The sequence below is a fragment of the Paenibacillus sp. B-A-8 genome, assembly GCF_048572915.1.
GTDB lineage: Bacteria > Bacillota > Bacilli > Paenibacillales > Paenibacillaceae > Paenibacillus_AQ.
Genome location: NZ_CP183882.1, coordinates 6,330,150 through 6,350,586 on the forward strand (window position 1 = coordinate 6,330,150; position 20,437 = coordinate 6,350,586).

The window sequence follows — 20,437 nt, forward strand, 5'->3', positions numbered from 1 at the left end:
ATCAAACAGAACATTCTTAGCCAATTCATTTGCTCTGGCTAGCGAAGATTGTGTCCCAGCATCTGTAGAAAATACCAGCTTGTTTGAATATATAGATTACGTGAAAAATCATGGGATTTTGCCTACAGGGAGAAAATATTTGTTGGTGACTTTAGTGAGAGGGTATAGATGAGAGCCCATGCCTCCAGCTGGGATAATACCTTTCACCTGTAGCCCTCCTTATTGATCATCTAAAAATTAATTCTTTCTTTCTCAACAACCAGCGGCCTTTTCAGCACCTGAGTATGAATGGATCCTATATACTCTCCAATGATACCTATAAAAAATAATTGAACAGAAGAGAACAAAAATAGTCCAATAATAAGTGGAGCAGTACCTAACGAAAAATAATTCCAAAAAATCAGTTTTGCAAATAAATATCCCAAAGCTACAAGCATACTCAAAGCAGACATAGTAAATCCAAGTATAGCTGCCAATCTTAATGGTATCTTTGAGTGGTTAGTAATACCCAACATTGCAATATCATATAAGGTATAGAAATTATTTTTAGTTATTCCACGTTTTCTAACAGGCTGAACATATTCAATTTTATAGCTTTCAAAACCAATATCAGAAATTAATCCTCTGAAGTACGGATATGGATCATCAATTTCTTTTAAAATACGGATAATTTGTTTATCATATAACCCAAAACCCGTATTATTTTTTGTCAATTCTATCTCAGAGACACGGTTTATGAAATTATAATACATCTTTCGTATTGCAAACATTGCTTTGCTCTCATGACTTTGGGTCTTTACACCTAAAACAACTTTATAGCCTTCCTCCCATTTAGCCACTAAATCTTTAATCATTCCCGGTGGGTCCTGTAGATCTGCTACCAATAATATTACAGCGTCACCCTCGGCTTGCAGTAGAGCATGATATGGAGAACGGATATGCCCAAAGTTGCGGGAATTAACAATAATTTTAGCATTATGGTCATCTTTAGCAATTTCTTTTAAAATAGCCACTGTTTTATCTTTAGAAGCATTATCAATAAAAATATGCTCATAAACATAATCGGGCATTTCTGCAAAAACTGCCTTCACTTGATTATATAGCTCCCGAACGTTCTCTTCCTCATTATAGCAAGGTGTTACTATACTAATTGTTTTCATCATTATTCCTCATTCTGAATTGTTGATAACCGTCTCTAACACTTTGTAAAGAAGTGTAGCGAGGTTGATAGCCGATTCCCATTGCATTATCATTATTTGAATAATAATTAGTTTTTGAACCTGTTATTGAGGCGTATGCAGTCTCTACCTTTATTTCGAACTTCAAACCATGCTCATCTGCAAAATAGTTTAACATTTCAAACTTAGATAATGGATTACGCGAATACACATCATAAACATCATTTTTTATGTTCTTATTAAAACAAAGCTCAACAAGCTGAAGGAAATCTTCAGGATGTACATAGTCTCTTTTAATATCTTCTGATGAGGTATATAGTATTTCTCCAGTCTGTACATGATCAATTATTTCAGTTATTAGAAACTTAGACTCCAAATCAATGTAAGAGCTAAAAAAACCAAACACACGAAGGTCTACAATTTTCAGGTTATGAAGACTTCTATGTTTTGCCTCCATATTAAGCTTAGCTATCCCGTAATAATCCTTAACAGTTAGATTATTAACATTCAAGTTCAAAATTTTATCTCTTGTCGCAGGTGCTTCGAAATCTGATCCGTATGCTGCTCCACTACTAAGATTAATATAAACTGTTGCAGGTTTCTTTTGTATATATTGCAAAATTAAATTATCGTATTGCTCAGTAATTTGAAATACACTAAATGGATTTTGTACTAAATCTTGTGGATTGCCTACACCTATACAATTAATGATGACATCATAAGTAGCTTCTTGTTGGAATTGTTCATAATCACAAATATGGATTTGTTCTGAAATATTATTTTCTTTAAGAAAGGCACTAAGTCTTTCCGTAGAACGAGCGAATAAATTCAATTGATAGTGCTTCGTAGCGGAAAGGCCTTTAATTAAATTTTTAGCGATATGACCTGTAGCTCCCAGTATAGCTATATTCACGCAAGTATCATTCAACAATTTTCTAGAACCCCTTTAGGTGGGAATATCCATTTCGTCCACAAGATCAATTAACATTATTTTTTTCAATTCTTCCCTATCCAAATAAGGGTACATATCCTCAATAGGTCTATTGACAACTAACTTAGGATGCACCTCAGTTTTCTTCTCCAACTTCACTTCGATGAATGCCGGTCCTACAGTATTCAAGAACTGTTCAAGCTGGTGAACTTCGTCCATCGTGTTCATTTGAAAAGCTGGAATTGCATATGCTTTAACTATATCTATGAATGAAGGATTAGGATTCACAGTTGATTGTTGTCTGCCTTCGAAATACAGATCTTGAAATTGCCTTACCATACCCAATGAACTATTGTTCATAACTACAATTTTAATCGGTAGATTCAATCTTACAATAGTATCTAATTCTTGGATATTCAATTGAAAACCGCCATCTCCTGCAATGACAAGAGTCTCATCTCCGTTTGATAATGAGGCACCTATTGCTGCAGGTAGAGCAAATCCCATAGCTCCCATCCCACCGGAATTCAGCAGTCTCTGGTGCTTTGATAATTTGAAGGATTGGGATGCCCACATTTGATGTTGTCCAACATCAAGACAAATTGCACCAAATTGCTCGGACTTAGATGATAGTAATTCCATAAAGCGATTTGGCTCAATTTCATTTCCTTCGGGTTTAAACGAATAAGTTGGGTAAAGGGCCTTTAATCTTTCAATTAATTCTAACCACTCATTAATATCAGGTCTATTGAATTCAGATCTTTCTAACTCATAGTTCATTTTTTCCAAGAATTCACTTAAATTCGCTTTTACAGCAAGAGTTGCTTCAACCTTACTATTAAGCTCGTTATAATCAATATCAACATGTATCTTTTGAGCTCCACGACCAAAAGTATCCGGTCGGGTTCCAGTTTGCCTGCTATCCAGTCTTGAACCTAATATAAGCAATAAGTCACAATTAGCAAGAATCAGGTTACTGTATCTGTTACCATATGATCCAATTAAACCTGAATACAGAGGATTATCATGTGAAATCACATCGAGTCCCATTAATGAACTGACCATTGGAATTCCAGTTTTCCCTATGAATTGGGAGAGTTGTTCTGTTGAATTGCTGACCCTTACACCGCCACCTGCTAGAATCAGCGGTCTCTTCGCTTCGCCTAACATACTAATAATTTTAGATATAACAGGTTCATTTAATTCTGAATCTTTGGAGAGTTCTTTATATTCTTCACTATCAAAGAAACTAACTAAAGTTTCAGGTTCAATTTGTGCTCTTTGAAGATTCATTGGAATATCCAACAATACTGGACCAGGACGACCATTTTGAGCCAGATATATTGCTTTTTCTAATTCATATCTAATTTGATCTGGCTCAGTAACCATGGCAGCATACTTAGTTAATGGTTTCGCTACACTAACAATATCTGTTTCTTGAAACCCAATCTGTCTCACAGGTCTTTCAAACTTGTATTCATAAGTATTTACCTGTCCTGTGATAAATAAACAAGGAACTGAATCGAAATAACAGCTCCCTATTCCGGTTAGCAAATTCAATGCCCCAGGTCCACTCGTTGCCATAGCGACCCCAAGTTTCCCATTCATTCTTGCGTAAGCTTCAGCAGCAAAAGCACCTGCCTGTTCATGACGTACAGAAATACAATCTATATCATCTCTAAACGAAACCGAATCTAATAAGTGGACGATAGCGCCACCAATAAATTCGAAAACATGTGATACGCCCTGTTGTTTTATGCAGTCTATAACGTAATCCGATAGCTTCAAGTGTGCTCACTCCTTATTTAGACCGTTGTAATCCTGTATCTGTCTCATACAGACATTTATTAAACTTTCTCCTTTTTGATAAGCAACAGTAAACTCAATAATTTTATCAATTGCCTGTCCCAGGTTCCAACGGGGATGCCAATTCAAATCACTTGCGGCTTTAGAACAATCTAACTTTAGATAGTGTGCCTCATGTGGATGTGCACTGTTATCTACTTCGTAGCTTGCCCCATCCCACTTCCGGCAAATCTCTTGTACAATCCATTCCACTGGCCTAGCATCAGAGTCTGAAGGACCAAAATTCCAAGCACTAGCATATTGCTCTCCTTCTTGAAAAAGCTTTTCTGCCAGCATTAGGTAGCCACTTAATGGTTCAAGAACATGCTGCCACGGTCTGATAGAGGATGGGTTTCGTATAACAATCTTTTGATCGTTTAGAATAGACCTGATACTATCCGGCACTAACCTATCTGCTGCCCAATCCCCACCGCCTATGACATTTCCGGCTCTTGCAGATGCTACAGCAATCTTTCTATCCCCAACCTGATTATTCAAAAATGAGTTCCGGTAAGAACTAGTAACTAACTCGGAACAAGCCTTACTACTTGAATATGGGTCATAACCACCCAAAGGTTCATTTTCTCTATATCCCCAATGCCATTCTTTATTATCGTAGCATTTGTCAGTTGTTACATTAACAACTGACACTACACTTGCACAATTTCTAACCGCTTCTAAGAGATTAATTGTCCCCATCACATTGACTTCATATGTTTCAACGGGATTCTTATATGATTCCCTTACCAATGGTTGTGCTGCCATATGAATTACTATTTCAGGCTGCGCTTCCTGCATAGCAGCATTCAGTCGCTGGCTATCTCTTATATCAGAGATCACATTACTTTTTAGAAGTTCCTTAATATCACACAAATCAAACAAGCTAGGAGTTGTCGAAGGTTCTAATGAATATCCTGTAACCTCGGCCCCCATCGAGCTTAGCCATAAACATAACCAGGAACCTTTGAAACCTGTATGACCAGTCACAAATACTTTCTTTCCATTCCAAAAAGTTGGATTAACCATTATACATTCACCGACTTTGTCTCCCAAGTTTTCCATGGTGCCTTTCCACTGCCCCAAAGATCTTCCAAGTAATTTTTATCACGCAACGTATCCATTGGCTGCCAGAAGCCTTCATGTTTAAATCCAAAAAGTTCACCATCACTTGCTAACCCTTCTAAAGGCTCCTTTTCAAAAAAGGTTTCGTCGCCATTAATGTAATTAAACACTTCCGGTTGCAGTACAAAAAATCCTGCATTAATCCAAGAGCCATCACCCTTAGGCTTCTCTTGAAAACCTTTAACCTCATTATTTGCAGCGATATCCAATGCGCCAAAACGACCGCTAGGTTGTACAGTAGTTACTGTTGCCAAACGTCCATGTAATTTGTGTTGGTTAACCAGTTCAGATATATTCACATCAGAGACGCCATCGCCGTAAGTTAACATAAATGGTTCATCTCCAACATATTTTTGTATTCTTTTAACTCTTCCACCAGTCATAGTATCAACTCCTGTATTTACAAGAGTCACTTTCCATGGCTCCGCTGTATGGGTATGTGTTACTAACTGATTTTCACTAGTGAAATCGAATGTAACATCAGATTCATGTAAAAAATAGTGTGCAAAATACTCTTTGATATAGAAACCCTTATAACCCAAACAAATAACAAAATCATTAAAACCATAATGTGAGTATAATTTCATGATGTGCCATAAAATCGGCTTTTGCCCAATTTCAATCATCGGCTTCGGTCTAAGATGAGATTCTTCGCTAATTCGTGTGCCATAACCACCTGCAAGAATAACTACCTTCATATCAATAGCCCCCCGAATCTATTTTTTATCTAGCACAAAAGTTCTGATCTTACTCACTACATAGTCGATTTTTTCTTTTGTTAATCCTGGATAGACACCCACCAAGAAAGTATCATTCATGATTTTATCCGTGTTTTTAAGATCTCCACTAATACGATAATTCACATTATGGAATGCAGGTTGACGAGTTAGATTACCGGCAAATAACATTCGTGTTTGAATACGATTTGCTTCCAAGTATTCAACAATCTCATTCTTAGTAAAACTAACACCGTCTTGTACAGTTAACATGAAGCCAAACCAACTAGGATCAGAGTTTTTGGTAGCCCTAGGAAGAATGAAGTACTCTCCTAAGTCCTTTAAGCCCTCATATAACCGATTGAAATTATCTTTACGTGCTTGAGTGAATGTTGGAACCTTTTTAAGCTGTTCCACTCCAATAGCCGCTTGCATCTCAGTAACCCGTAGATTATATCCGATATGAGAATATGTATATTTATGGTCATATCCATATGGTAATGATCCCAATTCCCAGCCAAACCGCTTGTTACAAGTATTATCACAACCTGACGGGCACCAACAATCTCTTCCCCAATCTCTAAAAGATTCTATGATTGATTTTAACAAAGCATTATTGGTGTATACTGCTCCGCCTTCACCCATAGTCATGTGGTGCGGAGGATAGAAGCTTGATGTACCGATATGTCCATGAGTACCGGTCAATTTTCCATTAAATGTAGAGCCTAACGCATCGCAGTTATCTTCAACTACCCATAAATTATACTTCGCAGCGATCTCCATAACCTTGTCCAATTCGAATGGATTTCCCATTGTGTGTGCTACCATAATTGCTTTGGTCTTTGGTGTGATTGCTTCTTCAATACGATCCACAATGATGTTGTAAGTGCCCAATTCTACGTCTATAAAAACGGGAACAGCACCGTTCTGTACGATAGGTGTTACAGTTGTTGGGAAACCAGCTGCTACAGTAATTACTTCATCGCCTGGCTTGATTTGGCGATCCTTCAGCTTAGGAGAGGTTAATGCAGAAAAAGCCAATAGGTTAGCAGAAGAACCCGAGTTAGTAAGAAGCGCATACCTTACTCCTAGAAACTCTGCATATTCTTTTTCAAACTGTTTATTATAACGTCCGGCAGTTAACCAAAAGTCAAGTGAGGAATCTACCAAACTTCTCATTTCTTTCTCGTCGTATACACGACCTCCATATGATACTTGGGTTGCTTCGGGATCAAAGTCCTTATTTCTTTCGGAGTGAAAAAGTTCGTAATAGTTTTCTACTTTAGACAGGATTTCTAATCTTGTTACTTTTTCTAAAGTTGCCGCATCAATTTCACCGATAAATTCTATTTCATCATCTCGTAAAGTTATTTTAGAACGAATATCCACAAATAGCGGTAATGAAATATTGTCCAGTTTTATTTTCAAACAATATTTCTCAGAGAAATCACCTGAGGACTCAGTTAATAAAGAAAACCCTTGCAGAAATCCATTATTTCCATCGTATAACAAATAAAATTGATTATTCATTTTATTTTTTACAACATTCCCATTTTTCAAAATACTACACTCCCTATGATTATCTTTGTTTGGCAAAGCTCCAGTATTTATGACCAAAAAAACTGATTAAAGTTGTGAAAAAAAGCGAAATACCTTGGGCCAATAATTTATCCATTCCCATATGATCTACTAAAATTCGCAAAAAGAGAAGATTAATTAGAAAAGAGAACAAATAAATCGAAGTAAATTTCATAGCACTCTTCATACTGAATTTTTTCACAGTAAATGTCCAATTGTTATTCCAAATGTAACTATGAATTATGCCTATAATATTGGATAGTATCAATGCTTGTAGATAATTGTTATTTATATATTTCAAATAAAGTGCGTACACTGTAAAGCCTACTATAGTATTAAGAATGCCTACAATAATAAATCTTAATGACTGCTTGTTCATCAGTTTATGCACATCCATAATAGTTTTAATCAATTGGCGTACCTGTTCTTACATCTTCCAACTTGTCAGCGTCAATAGATATAACATCCTTCCAATCATACCCTAATCTTTCAAAAACTTCAGGGTTAGTTATATATCTTTTTTTATTGTTCTCAATTAGATATACATTCACTCCGTTAGTCACCAACATCCCATTCTCTATATTCTCCACATTGGAACTTAATTTGTTGTTAGCTTCTTCAAAATAATCCTTTCTAATATATATATTTTTTTCAAAATCAACTTCTGGATTCAATGGTCTATATTCAGCATTCAGAAAATCCAAAATATCTTTAGCAAAGTCAGAATATTTGTATCCCCAGACATCGCTATCCTTTTCAAATATAATCAATTTTGGCCTTGAGATATTTAGATCCTCCATTATTTCATTCTTAAACGCGTCTATAAACCAAGGTACTACAATATAAGCACGCATTGCTGGATCCCTATTGGTGTTTATATAGGTTTGAGGAGATAAACTAGTAATCCATATCTTTTCGTTAGGATCCGTTAATTTATGGATATATTTATCGTAAGGAGATTGTGCGATTATTCCATTAGGTTTGTTGAAGTTAGCTCCTGCATTTGGAACATAATTATTCAAAGATAAAATCAACAATAAAAAAAAGCATATCTTAATCACATTCTTTTTATATTCCTTACAATTATTTTCTTCCTTATATATATATTGGTTTATTATAAAAGAACTATTAAAAAACGAAACAATATAATACGGGATCGCATGGAAACCTTCAAATCCTCTGACACCTGTAAAGGCTAAAAATATAAAGATTAAAATTCCTAGTGCTCGATCTCTTTTATATTGGTAATAACAAAATACTAGGTTTAGAAATAACAATACGCCACTAAAGATACTTTCTTTTGAAAATGTCGTTGCATGATATGCTATATGATTAATCCATGAAGTAATTATTTGTTTGATCAACCCAATAGAGCTATTATTAAGTCCATTATAATTACTATAGTAAACTCTATTTAGCTTGTATGCTTGAAAATAAAAATTATATATGTTCCCTGTTAACCAATACCAAAGAATCAAAATCAAAAAAGGTATGGCCATAATTATGGCTAGTTTTATATAATTCGGTATATTTTCCTTAGTCCGTTTATTATAAATGTTATAAGTAAACAGCAGAAATAATAAAATAGCTACTGAATAAACGCTGACAAAAGCAGACATAACCGAAATAAATACAGAGGCGGAAACCACCACCATACTTTTTTTCGATAAAACGCCGGTTCTTATATAAATCAATGATTCTAAAAGCAAAAATAAAATTGAGAACCCGTAAAAAACATCACTCAAAACCATATTTGCCCAAGTGATGTTAATAGTGAGAGCATATAAAAGTACAAATATCTTAAAAACTTTTGAATCAAAATAACGTATATATCGAATATACATAAATATCCACAAGCAAAAAATTACTAGTCCCATACAAAGCCTAAAAGTTTCGTAATCTCTCACACCAATCAATGCAAAAATGGACATAAAATAATATACAAATGGAGTATGTTGCGAAAAGAAACTTTTATATATATCTCCACCTTGAGAGACAGAAATAGCACCAAGCATATTATCCGCTTCATCCATAAAACTAAAATATCTTGAATATAAAATTATCAATAAAAATCCAAATATAAAAACAACCCAAGTGCTTTTATCCTTAGCAAGGAAGTTTCTCATTCAGTAATAATCCCCTAACCATCTTAAGTTGTTTTATTCCTAAAAAGCTTCTTCAAAATAATCTTAAAATCGCCTTTTAAAATATATTTATATAGTTTTTGAATTCTTATATTATTAATATTATACAACCCTTTAACTTTCAACATCTCTGATATCCCATTAGATTTAACAGGGTTTAAACAAAAATCCTTAAGTGGAGAAATACAATTTTCCCATAAGTAAATTTTTTTTATTTCTTCAAACCCATTTTTATAATTCTGTAATACATTAGCATCTAGCATTGATTCCAGTGTCACAGCTAAATTATTTTCATTATTAAAGTGAATAACTTCCCCAATCCCGTGCTTCTCAACCAGTTCACTCATCACATCTCCATCATTTGTTACAATGGGCAACTCACACCACATGTAATCCAAAATGCGGGTTCTAAAAGAATATCTTGTCTCAATATGATTTTTATGCACATTGAGGCCAATATCTGCCTCAAGTAGATAATTTTGTCGTAAATCATATTCTACCCAGTCATTAAAAAACACGAATTTATTGGTGAGGTCCAAAGAATCCGACAGAGCAATACTCTCAAGAGTTTTTTTCGATACTGGCACTTGGGAATTGGGATGCTTTATACCCATAAAAAACAGCTTTATATCATTTCTTTTTAAACTTAAAATATGTAAGGCTTTTATTGCAGTTATAGGATCAAGCCAATCCCATATACCTCCCCCCCATAACAAAACCTTATCATCTTGATTTATGCCAGGAAAAACTCCCTTTAATACATTCGTGTTATGAACCGGCTCATCCATAGGTATTCCAAAAGGAACAACACCTATAAGATGTTCTAATCCAGAATTAATCTTATACTCCTTTGCATTAATTCTGTTTATTGCGGTTAGCATCCCAATCCACAAATCCCTTTGTTTCTCAGAGGCACATATAAAATAATCTCCCGCGGCCAGTTGATCAAGAATAATCGTTAATGAAGATAAGTGAAGTTGATTAGCATTTGCACTATGCTTTTCAACTTCAAAATTTTCAAACATAAAGGGATCATATAAATCCACTACTATTGGAACTTTTGATTTTTTTATAAAAGGATATTGCCATAATGTGACTCCTTGAAGAATCACACTATCTGCTCTTGTCAGTTCTTCCTTCAAGATGGGAGAGCTTATTTGCTTAATTTTGAATTTAGCCTCTAGTACACATTCATTTGGACATAGCAAGGTCACATCAGTGTGTTTAGATAGCTCCTTAGCAAAATTCCAATACCTTATACCAGGACCTGCCATTTTAGCATCAATTATATCAGATGATATAATAAGGGTCTTCTTTCTCAGGTTAGTTCACCTCAATTAACGTCCTAATAATTTTTTAATCCATTTTCTACCTAATACTGTTTTCATTTTTTTATATAGTGCTATTGGCGCAGAATCAGTGATTCTTATTAATTTCATTTCTAATTCAGTCACTTTGTTCTGTAGTTCCTTAACTGCGTAATTATTTGCTCCTGCATTTGCAATTTTCTGCTTTAATATAAATGCAATCTCATTAACTTCGCCTTCTTCATTAATGATGGATTTATTATCGCTAACTTCTTTATCCGTAGTCGTGTTATATATGAAATGTCCGTAAGTAGTACAATACGTTATAAAACAAAGGCTCCCTTGATTCTTATGATGATTTACATAAGTATTGCTGCCTTGTTCGTTTGCGTATATAGTTACTGCATTCGCTTCATTAGCATCACTTTCGAGATAAAAATAGTAATCTTGATCTTTCGAGTTGATAATGGGATCAAACTCAAAGCTATTCCAGCTATTATCCTTAATTTTCTTCAAATCAACTTTCACTGTGTAAATATCATTTATTGAACTCGGATGCTTTTTCAAATGAAAAATCAGGTTACCATGATTAACTCTGTTATAGTTACCGAAATAAATATCCACTCTTGAGAAATTATTTTCTTTTATTCGAACAACACTTCCATAAGAAACCCCATACGTCAAAGGAGGCATTGGACTAACGATTCTCTCATTGCTACTATTTTTTAATTCCCTTATTCTTTGAGAGTTTTCCGAGAAAAGTGTTTTCGAAATGATGATTCTTTCAAATTGCTGACCGCTTGTATCCCATGTCAAATCCTTTGTAAAGTCGTAACTATTTTGTTGTAATTGATTCCTCAATTCAACATTTTCTACCAGCATACTTATTTTATTTGCTATATCCAGGGGATCTGCCTTGGCAAGTAAGCCATTGAATCCATTTCTAACAACACCCTCTATGGTGGCCTCATCTATATCAATAACAGCACACCGAGATGCCATTAATTCTAAGGGTAATAAACTTGCATTCGTCAGAGACACTACTAAAGCTAAATCAGCGTTCTTATACAAATCAGCTAGTTCCCCAGTGTTCAAAACACCAAGATTTGTATGAGCGAAATTAGTCTTAAGATTCTTATCTCCACCAAACAATACTATTTCAACGCTTCCTTTAAATCTTTTCTCTACTAATTCTAAGGCTTGAAGACCTAACTCTACACCTCTTCGCGGAGTAGTATTGCGTGCATAAAAAATAATTTTCGTTTTGCCATTTGCAACTTTCGGTTCATTCCGCAAATAAATCCGATTATCAGTGGAAAAATCAATATAGTCGCAATCCATTCCAAACTCATACTTAACTTTCTTAGTCAACCATTTACCAATCGTTATTCCCTTCAGGTCTAGTTTGTACGAGTTTTCGGCTAGTTTATATTCACTAGACATTGGATAGAAAAAAGGTTCATAATCTTGAATAAAATAAAACTTGCTCTTACTGTTAGTAATTGAATTAACCATGTAGGCTGTAGGCCACGAAGTAGCAATAAAGACATCTGAATCTTTAAATTTTGCATCTTCTTTATAATACTTAGCACCTGTAACGAAGAAGTGATTATCAATAAAATCAGAGATAACCTTTTCGTTACGAGCATCAAAATTGTCCCCATTTTGCACATAAATATTAACTTCATTTCCATTTTCACATAAATATCTTGCCATCCTGAGGATCGTAGTATGCCCGCCAGATCCAATAAAAGGTTGAGGAATTAAAAAATTCACTGTTAATTTTACTTTACTATTCACTCTCTTAGTATTACTTTTTTCAACGATTTGAGAAAGCACATGCTTGTAATCATGAGCTCTACTTTGTACGGTATAATTATTCTTCACATGCTCATATGCATTTCTACCCATTCCTAGTCTCAGTTCTGTTTGTGTTACCAATTGTTCTAATTTATCAAACCACTCGGACGAATTACTTGCTATGAATCCATTACGTCCATCTTCTATAGCATATTCAAACGCATCAATTTTCGAGGCTACTGTAGGAATTCCCAATATACCAGCCTCAAAATACTTCAATTCGCTTTTAGCTCTACAAAAGGGGTTATTCATTTCTAATGGAGCTAAGTTTATATCTATTGAATGAATAGATTTAGGAAGTTCACGCCACCCCACTAATGGTAGTCGAATTATCCTATCATTAAAGGCATCAAATTCTTTACTTAGATCTAATAATCCACCAATAACAAGGTCGGTATTACTATAAGTTTTAAGTATTTTCAAAAGACCCTCTTTTACTTCCAAGAAGTCTTTGTTATGCGTCTTGCTACCACTGAAGTAACCAATTCGAACTCTTTCCTCAGACAGAGGAGATTCTTTTCTTAAGGATTCACAAATTTCTTCCAATTCCAAGCTTATAGCATTCCTGTTGATATAAACATTATCGTTATACTTAGATATAGTCTCTGCTAAAAACTCAGTGGTTACTATTGCACCATCACAGAGACTTATTGTTTTCTTGTAGCGTTCAATACCTTCAAAGAATAATTTTTTTTCTTCTTCCTCTAAGTAATTGATACCATCAGAATATTTAGCATATTCTTTTTCATAAACCAAATCATCCACATCAAAGATTACAGGTATCTTCTTTTTAGTCGCACTTTCAATAAGATACTCAACCCCCATTGTATGTGGAACTCTATGCATAATTACTACATCAACACCCTGATCTAAGGCAGAAATAATATCGTAATCCGCAAAGTATCTTTCTATAACATGTATCTCTAGATGTTTTAGCTGCTCCATTTGGTTAAATACTCTATATCTTTGGGTATCCCCAAAACATCCACTTATAAATAAAACTTTCTTCAAAATTCACACCTCATATTTCCTTGAGAATTTTTATCAAGTCATTATATTTCCTAATTGAATCACTGTACTTAGCACTCATTAACTCCAACTTCTCACGACTATCATCAAGCTGATTAGACAAAATTCTTAATTCGTTTTCTTTCTTATCAGATTCGGTTCTAAGCCTTAGAATTTCCTCTTTATATTCATGTTCCTTTTGACGGATCCTGCTATTCTCACGCTTCAAATCATTATTCTTTTGATCAATTAAAAAATAGTGTTCAGCAGCGTTCGTCTTTCTACAGTAAGTTTTCATCGCAAGATTTCCGTTTGTATCTTCTCCATTAAATTGGCTGACACCATAACGATTATTTTCAGAACAATATAAACTCGGGCCTAATCCAGTAGATAATTGCTTCATTTCTATTACATATTCTTTGTCTTGAGAATGCATAAGCGGAGTGAAATCCACATTGAACCACTCGTTGTCTCTTAGAGTACTATAGTCAATAATTGTTTCTAATACACACTCAGCAGTACTACTATCTAATAAGGAAAGCTTAAGTTCACCTTGTAAGTTTTCTTTGTAGGTAGCTACCAAGAATGAGAGACGAAATAAGTTGGGGGATTGGCAACCAAATGTCTGCCGAATAGTATCTTGAAATGTCATTCTGCTTAATACTTTATCCGAGTCATAATGATTACTATTAAATACACTTCTGTTCTCATTTTCCTTTTTCATTGTAAAGTATGATAAAACTGCTTCGGTAGGTAAAGATAACTTATTGACTTTTTCCTTTTCCACACATTCAAAAAAATTATTTTTAACCATATATTCATTCTTATCAATTACAAAAGTTACCCTGTAACCTTCATCCAAATTCATTTCCGCCAAGAAATGATATTTATTCACATATTCATCTATTATTTCCTGTAAATTAGCTTGTCCGATTCTTGACAATTCATAATTAACAGCCATTAATTTAAGCCAATTATCAGCATCTCCAGAATAGTAAAAAGAATGAGGCATTGATAGTTCATTTAATTCATCAATAACATCTTGTACTCTGGGTAACCCATTTATCAAATGTTCTTCAAGCATACGATTTTCACCGTTAGAAGAATTTACGATATACTCATAAAGTATTTTTTCTGCCAAAGCTTTTTTAGCTGTGTAGTATGGAAAGTTAATAATAATCACTTCTTTGGACACTCTAGTTAATTCTTTAATAAAAGCATAGCGTCCTTGTGGTGGAACATGTTCAAGAACATCATTAGATACCACCACATCAAATGAATTATCTTCGAATGGGAGATCTCTACCGTCACTCACTTCATAATTTTCTATGGATGCCTGAGTCGTATCCACAACCAAAATATCATTTTCCCCAAAAAATTCAACTGCTGGCAGCCAGTCTACTCCCTCTTTTGTTTTAAAATGTCCCCCGACGTCTAGAATTTTCAGTCTTCTTTGCTTTTTCTCCTTAAAGTCAGAAATAATTCGTTTGCATATTTCATATCTTTGATATTGATCAAAGGGCATGGTAAATTTGTCTATCAATATTAAGACCTCCTTAATCTATACAAGCCAGTCGCATTCCAACCCTATAATACCTAATTCATTTCTCTCATTTACAACCATTAATTCAAAACACTTTTCCAGATGAATGAAGGGTTCAATGCAGTCATAGTCATAAATAGCAAGTGTCACATAGAACTTACCGCTCAATAAGGGTGGTTCTTTAATTAATACCTTAATGAACCTTGAGTGTTCTATTTCATCTAAAACTATGCCATCATTTTTCGAGTTTGGCCCACTTAATAGATTATTATTTTCATCATATAATGCTATTCCAATCACTAATTTTCGGAGTAAGCGTTCCGCCTTCAGTTCAATATTCATTACAATATCCTGTTTATGTTGAAATATATTCGATGCATATCCTTCAGCGTTTGAGAAATAAAATCTATTAAGACTGACCTCTCTATTTCCCCAAATAGATTCTTTTACATTATAATGTGAGCTAGTGTGAGCTATATACATCGAATCAGAGTCATAACTATTTACCGAATGATTTTGTATGACAGTACTAGCGTGACTCCCATATAAATGTGCGTAGTATCTATTTATCAAGAAATCCGGTTCGCCAAATTCAATCTCACCATCGTCACCGATATAAATAATTCTATCGCAAAGATTTTTGACGCTAGACATATCATGTGAAACAAACACGATTGTTTTACCTTTTGATTGGATTTCTTTCAACTTATTCATGCATTTTTTTTGAAAATTGGCATCACCAACTGCCAGAACTTCATCTAAGAGAAGGATATCTGGATCAACGTGAATTGCTACAGAAAAGGCGAGACGCATGTACATTCCTGAAGAATAATTTTTTACCGGCGTGTTCATAAAATCACTTAATTCTGAGAATTCAACAATTTCCTCATAATGATCCCTAATGTACTTTTTCGGGAGGCCCAAAATCGATCCATAAAGGTATACATTTTCTTTACCTGTTAAATCGGGCTGAAAACCCGCACCAATTTCCAATAAAGAAGAAACACTCCCCTTTACAGTTATTTTCCCATTATCTGGATTTATTATTTTCGCAATCAGCTTTAGTGATGTACTCTTTCCTGCCCCATTTCTTCCTATAATCCCAACAGTTTCTCCCTTATATATAGAATAACTAACATCTTTCAACACGTTAATCTCAATGGTTTCTAATTTATTTCTTCTCAATAAAAAATTAATCACTTTCTCTTTAAGTGTTGTTGGTTTGTTCTTATAAATTTTGTATACTTTAGTTACATTTTCAAAATCAATAACTTTCTCAGTTGTCATTGTCATAGTTCTTCTCCAAAGTTTTTTTCTCTTTTATAAAATATAAATAGCCCTACTGCAAATAAAACCAATGCATATCCAAAGGTAATCAGAATATTTACTAAATCAGGGAATTTCCCTTCCAAAAGAACCTCTCTGAATAATTCAATCAAATTTGTAATTGGATTTAATTGAATTATCTTATTGAATGGCTCGGGTACCATTGAAAGCGAATATATTACAGGTGTTAGATAGAACCAAGCCATAAAAACAACATCAACAATGTGCGAAACATCCCGATACTTAACAGTAATAGATGAAAGGACCAAACTAATACCAGCAACAACTAAATACAAGATAATCCATAGAATTGGCAAAATAATAAGTGATGCTGTAAATTCTACATGATACACAAGCATTGCACCAAACAGGATTATATGGCTTATTATCATGGTTAGAAAATTCGCATTTATTACTGACAAGGGAATTATCGCCCGAGGAAAATAAATTTTCTTAACAAGATTTTGATTATTAATGATACTGTTTGTACTCTGTGAAATGCTTGCTTGTACAAAATTCCAGGGTATTAAACCAATAAAAACAAACAATGCAAAGTTGTCTATTGTCATCCTCAAAATTATTTTAAATGCAAAATTATAAATAACGATCATCATTAAAGGGTATATGTAGGACCATAATATACCCAGTATAGAGTTTTTGTATTTTAGCTTCATTTCATTCGAAGTCAAATTCCCTAATAAATCCTTATAAAATATAATATTTTTCAAATAACTTATCAAAGATACCCTCTCACTTTCTAAAATAGTTCTTCTTTGTATAATATAAACCGCTCAAATTGATTGGAGAAAACAAGAAACCAACATATTCACTTGAAGCTTTATACGTGTGCATATGAAAAGGGGAGTGGATGAATCAAGTCGTAAGAGAACTAAAACATATGAAAGGAAATCTCGATACCTTAGTATTTTTACGTTTTGGACTCCGCCTCACTTCGTCAACCCTCTTATGTTATACTAGTAGATCTCCAGTTGTTGATGCGATAGAAATTTAGAGTCACCAATTCCTTTCATTTTCCGAGACTGATTATTTATGCTAAAATATTGTCGTACCTACAGGAAAAGGAGATTATAACGTGTCGAAACCAGTATACGGTAAAAACGCAGCTCAGTCGAGAAATGTTGAGAAGATAGCAAGTCCGATTTGGGCATTGGTTATTGCTTTCATTTTATTTTTATGTTGGGCCCCATTTCAAGTGGGATTATTTAACGGACAGCAGTTAGACTTCGAGAAGCCTATATATGTGTCAGCACTAGTAAGTGGACTTTTACTGCTAGTCTGCGTTGGCTTATACTACAAAAAATTCAAACTAGATGAACAGAGGGACTTAGTAGCTTCAGCTTCAATATTACTGCCTCTGACTTATGCTCTTTCATTGTTTGTCGCAGTTTCGCATTATATGGCGATGAATATGTTGTTTATTCAGAGCATGTATGTTGCAGTCTTCATTATAGCCTTTTATCTCTTGAAGCAAAAGCAAGTAAATGTTGTCATTCAAAATGCCATTCTAGCAATTGCTTATTTCATAGTAGGGTTTGGACTACTAAATTGGTTGGGGAGTAACAAGCTAGCGGGAGCTCTAGTGGGTTGGTTCTCAAACACCGTAAGAAATAATATCTACTTAGATGCAGTAATGACGGACTCTAACGGACTTCGTCTGACTTCGATCTTTCAATATGCAAATACCTACGCAGCATTCTTGATGGCCTTTCTATTTGTAGCTATATTCGCTCTTGTTCGCTCTAAAAAATGGTACGGAACGTTAACACACAGCTTTATGTTAGTTCCTATCATTGTATCAATTTTATTAACATTATCTCGTGGTGGTCTTGTATTGCTACCTGTCGTATTTATATTGCTGCTGCTATTCCTGAAACCTGCACAGCAAATCCTTTGGATTCTTCATCTTGGCGTTGCTGGTATTGCTTCGTTGGTCATTACGACTCCAGTGACTAACCTAGGACTAGAGCTAAATACAAATTTCACTTCTTCCGGCGCCTGGAAGGGCTGGGGATACCTAATTGGAGCTTCAGTAGTTGTGGCAGGCCTATCTTGGGTCATTCAGCGTTTTTTCGCCCCTTGGCTGGAGAAAAAACTCAGTAATTGGTCGTCACGTAAACTAACAGGTTTATGGATTCCACTTGGTTCTGTTGCACTCGTCGGAATTGTAGCTTTCCTACTAATAGGTACAAGCGTAAAAAATATCTTACCTAGCAATATGGCAACTCGTCTTGAGAACATCAATTTCCAGCAACATAGCGTACTTGAACGGATTACTTTTTATAAAGATGCCATGAAGGTAGTTAAGGATTACCCGATTCTTGGTGCTGGTGGTGGTGGATGGTCTTCATTATATGAGCACTATCAGAACAACCCTTACACCAGCCGCCAAGTGCATAACTTCTTTTTACAATACTTGATTGAGGTTGGGATCCTTGGTTTTATCGTATTTATGGGATTCATTTTGTATATTTTCTATAAATACATTCGTGGGTATGTGAAACGGGATAAAAATGATTTTGAGAATGGCTTCTTCTATCTCATTATTGCTCTATCTATTCTTGTGCACAGTCTACTAGATTTCAATATGAGTTATGCCTTTATGGGAATACTCGTCTTCCTTGGACTGGCAGGCATGGCAGTTGTCATGGATAGCAAACAGCTACGTAAAAGTTGGAATAAAACTAGTTTGCGGCTTGGATATTCCGTTGTTCTCACAATAGGTACTATATTCTTGTTATTCCTCTCGATTAGCTATATTGGTTCCAGTAATGCATCTCTAAAAGGTAAGAATTTAATCGGGGTTAGTACCTCTTACGAGGAAATTAAGAAACCATTAACTGAGGCTTTAAAAACACGTCCCGGTCATCCAGAATCCGTCTTATACCTATCCTCGTTAGATCTACAGGTTTTTAAGCAGAATCAGGATGAACAATTTCTAAATGAAGCTTATAGTGTACTGACTCGAGCACTAGAGGATGAGCCATACAATAAAAATATTTTAACTCAGTTAGTAAGCTATTATGACTTAAACGGCCAAAGTGACCTTGCATACGGTGTTTACCGTGACAATGCTGATAAGTTCAACTGGGATATTGATTGGTACGAAACTCTCATCAGTCGTTCCTTTGCATTAGGTCAGCAAGCACTAAATCAAAAGGATGAAGTTAAGAAACAGGAATATTTCGATGCAGCACTTGAAGCCTATGAGCACGTTCTTGCTGGTGTAGAGCACTTAAAGACTCTTCCACCTGAGCAATTGCAAGGACGTCCGTTCTCGGTAACTCCAACGATTGCATTAAACATCGCCAAAATTCAGCAGATTTCTGGACAAGCAGAAGCTGCCACTGCAACCTTGAAGCTTGGTTTTAATGAGAATTACGCTGATATAATTAATACCGGAACGCTCTGGGATATGAACTGGTATGATGCGCTCATCAGCCGCTCTTACGAGTTGACTGAACAAGCTCGTGCCGTTCAAGATGATGATAGTAAGCTGCTTAATCTCAAGATTGGGCTTCAAGCTTATGACCAAGTGATTAGTGAACTTGCAACTCCTACACCAAGTATTGCCCTGAATGCGGGTAGAATTCAGTTAATGTCTGGGCAGTTGCAAAATGCTATCAGCACTTTGAAGCTTGGCCTAAGCGACGATTATACTAACGCAACGAATCGTGAAATTGCCCGTTGGTACCTTGCTACATTGAAAAAAGCTAACAATGAGGATCAAGCGATCTACGATAAACTGATTGCAGCAGATCCTGGGGAAGCAGCACAAATTGAGACCATCGCAAACTCACAATTTTGAAAAAATAAAATAAAAAGCGTAACACTACAATCACAGTGTTACGCTTTTTGACG

At 34.9% G+C, this 20,437-nt stretch carries 14 protein-coding genes and 1 pseudogene; 1 reads left to right on the forward strand and 14 read right to left on the reverse strand.

What is annotated here, in order from left to right; genetic code table 11:
• Nucleotides 1–70 precede the first annotated feature (70 nt).
• The 14 genes and pseudogenes from ACN6MV_RS28715 to ACN6MV_RS28780 all read right to left on the reverse strand — a co-directional run.
• A pseudogene (locus ACN6MV_RS28715) lies at nt 71–207 on the reverse strand (sugar phosphate nucleotidyltransferase); the annotation flags it as partial.
• A gap of 23 nt (nt 208–230) precedes the next feature.
• Nucleotides 231–1,163 (reverse strand): glycosyltransferase family 2 protein, encoded by a 933-nt coding sequence (locus ACN6MV_RS28720; protein ID WP_076297850.1) that lies wholly within the window; start codon nt 1,161–1,163, stop codon nt 231–233.
• Nucleotides 1,147–2,109 (reverse strand): NAD-dependent epimerase/dehydratase family protein, encoded by a 963-nt coding sequence (locus ACN6MV_RS28725; RefSeq protein WP_419885335.1) that lies wholly within the window; start codon nt 2,107–2,109, stop codon nt 1,147–1,149. Before ACN6MV_RS28725 ends, ACN6MV_RS28720 begins: the two co-directional genes overlap by 17 nt.
• Nucleotides 2,110–2,124: 15 nt before the next feature.
• Complete coding sequence (locus tag ACN6MV_RS28730) at nt 2,125–3,897, reverse strand: thiamine pyrophosphate-binding protein (RefSeq protein ID WP_419885336.1); 1,773 nt, start codon at nt 3,895–3,897, stop codon at nt 2,125–2,127.
• A 6-nt stretch (nt 3,898–3,903) separates the two neighbouring features.
• On the reverse strand, nt 3,904–5,016 hold the full coding sequence (rfbG, locus tag ACN6MV_RS28735; RefSeq protein ID WP_419885337.1) for a CDP-glucose 4,6-dehydratase: 1,113 nt from the start codon (nt 5,014–5,016) through the stop codon (nt 3,904–3,906).
• The gene (gene rfbF, locus ACN6MV_RS28740; protein ID WP_076297853.1) at nt 4,980–5,774 is read right to left on the reverse strand and encodes a glucose-1-phosphate cytidylyltransferase; all 795 of its coding nucleotides are present in this window, start codon (nt 5,772–5,774) and stop codon (nt 4,980–4,982) included. The genes rfbG and rfbF overlap by 37 nt, the downstream gene beginning before the upstream one ends.
• Before the next feature lie 18 nt (nt 5,775–5,792).
• On the reverse strand, nt 5,793–7,352 hold the full coding sequence (gene rfbH / locus ACN6MV_RS28745; RefSeq protein WP_419885338.1) for a lipopolysaccharide biosynthesis protein RfbH: 1,560 nt from the start codon (nt 7,350–7,352) through the stop codon (nt 5,793–5,795).
• A gap of 19 nt (nt 7,353–7,371) precedes the next feature.
• A complete protein-coding gene (locus ACN6MV_RS28750) occupies nt 7,372–7,767 on the reverse strand; it encodes a GtrA family protein (protein ID WP_419886830.1) in 396 nt (131 codons plus the stop codon).
• A 7-nt stretch (nt 7,768–7,774) separates the two neighbouring features.
• The gene (locus ACN6MV_RS28755) at nt 7,775–9,496 is read right to left on the reverse strand and encodes a hypothetical protein (protein WP_419885339.1); all 1,722 of its coding nucleotides are present in this window, start codon (nt 9,494–9,496) and stop codon (nt 7,775–7,777) included.
• A 23-nt stretch (nt 9,497–9,519) separates the two neighbouring features.
• Nucleotides 9,520–10,788, reverse strand: a complete 1,269-nt coding sequence (locus ACN6MV_RS28760; protein WP_419885340.1) for a hypothetical protein — start codon at nt 10,786–10,788, stop codon at nt 9,520–9,522.
• 63 nt (nt 10,789–10,851) lie between these two features.
• Nucleotides 10,852–13,692, reverse strand: a complete 2,841-nt coding sequence (locus tag ACN6MV_RS28765) for a glycosyltransferase family 4 protein (protein WP_419885341.1) — start codon at nt 13,690–13,692, stop codon at nt 10,852–10,854.
• Nucleotides 13,693–13,702: 10 nt separating this feature from the next.
• On the reverse strand, nt 13,703–15,232 hold the full coding sequence (locus ACN6MV_RS28770; RefSeq protein WP_419885342.1) for a methyltransferase domain-containing protein: 1,530 nt from the start codon (nt 15,230–15,232) through the stop codon (nt 13,703–13,705).
• A gap of 18 nt (nt 15,233–15,250) precedes the next feature.
• The gene (locus ACN6MV_RS28775) at nt 15,251–16,525 is read right to left on the reverse strand and encodes an ABC transporter ATP-binding protein (protein ID WP_419885343.1); all 1,275 of its coding nucleotides are present in this window, start codon (nt 16,523–16,525) and stop codon (nt 15,251–15,253) included.
• Nucleotides 16,522–17,298: an ABC transporter permease gene (locus tag ACN6MV_RS28780; protein WP_419885344.1), complete on the reverse strand. Its 777-nt coding sequence runs from the start codon at nt 17,296–17,298 to the stop codon at nt 16,522–16,524. The genes ACN6MV_RS28775 and ACN6MV_RS28780 overlap by 4 nt, the downstream gene beginning before the upstream one ends.
• A gap of 353 nt (nt 17,299–17,651) precedes the next feature.
• Between ACN6MV_RS28780 and ACN6MV_RS28785 the strand changes: the two genes are divergently transcribed.
• A complete protein-coding gene (locus ACN6MV_RS28785; RefSeq protein WP_419885345.1) occupies nt 17,652–20,384 on the forward strand; it encodes an O-antigen ligase family protein in 2,733 nt (910 codons plus the stop codon).
• The last annotated feature ends 53 nt before the right edge of the window (nt 20,385–20,437 follow it).

What these genes read in the sequence shown, in the direction of transcription:
- ACN6MV_RS28720 (WP_076297850.1), bottom strand. Translation starts at nt 1,163, where the DNA reads ATGATGAAAACAATTAGTATAGTAACACCTTGCTATAATGAGGAAGAG.
- ACN6MV_RS28750 (WP_419886830.1), bottom strand. Translation starts at nt 7,767, where the DNA reads ATGGATGTGCATAAACTGATGAACAAGCAGTCATTAAGATTTATTATT.
- ACN6MV_RS28755 (WP_419885339.1), bottom strand. Translation starts at nt 9,496, where the DNA reads ATGAGAAACTTCCTTGCTAAGGATAAAAGCACTTGGGTTGTTTTTATA.
- rfbG (WP_419885337.1), bottom strand. Translation starts at nt 5,016, where the DNA reads ATGGAAAACTTGGGAGACAAAGTCGGTGAATGTATAATGGTTAATCCA.
- ACN6MV_RS28760 (WP_419885340.1), bottom strand. Translation starts at nt 10,788, where the DNA reads ATGGCAGGTCCTGGTATAAGGTATTGGAATTTTGCTAAGGAGCTATCT.
- rfbF (WP_076297853.1), bottom strand. Translation starts at nt 5,774, where the DNA reads ATGAAGGTAGTTATTCTTGCAGGTGGTTATGGCACACGAATTAGCGAA.
- ACN6MV_RS28775 (WP_419885343.1), bottom strand. Translation starts at nt 16,525, where the DNA reads ATGACAATGACAACTGAGAAAGTTATTGATTTTGAAAATGTAACTAAA.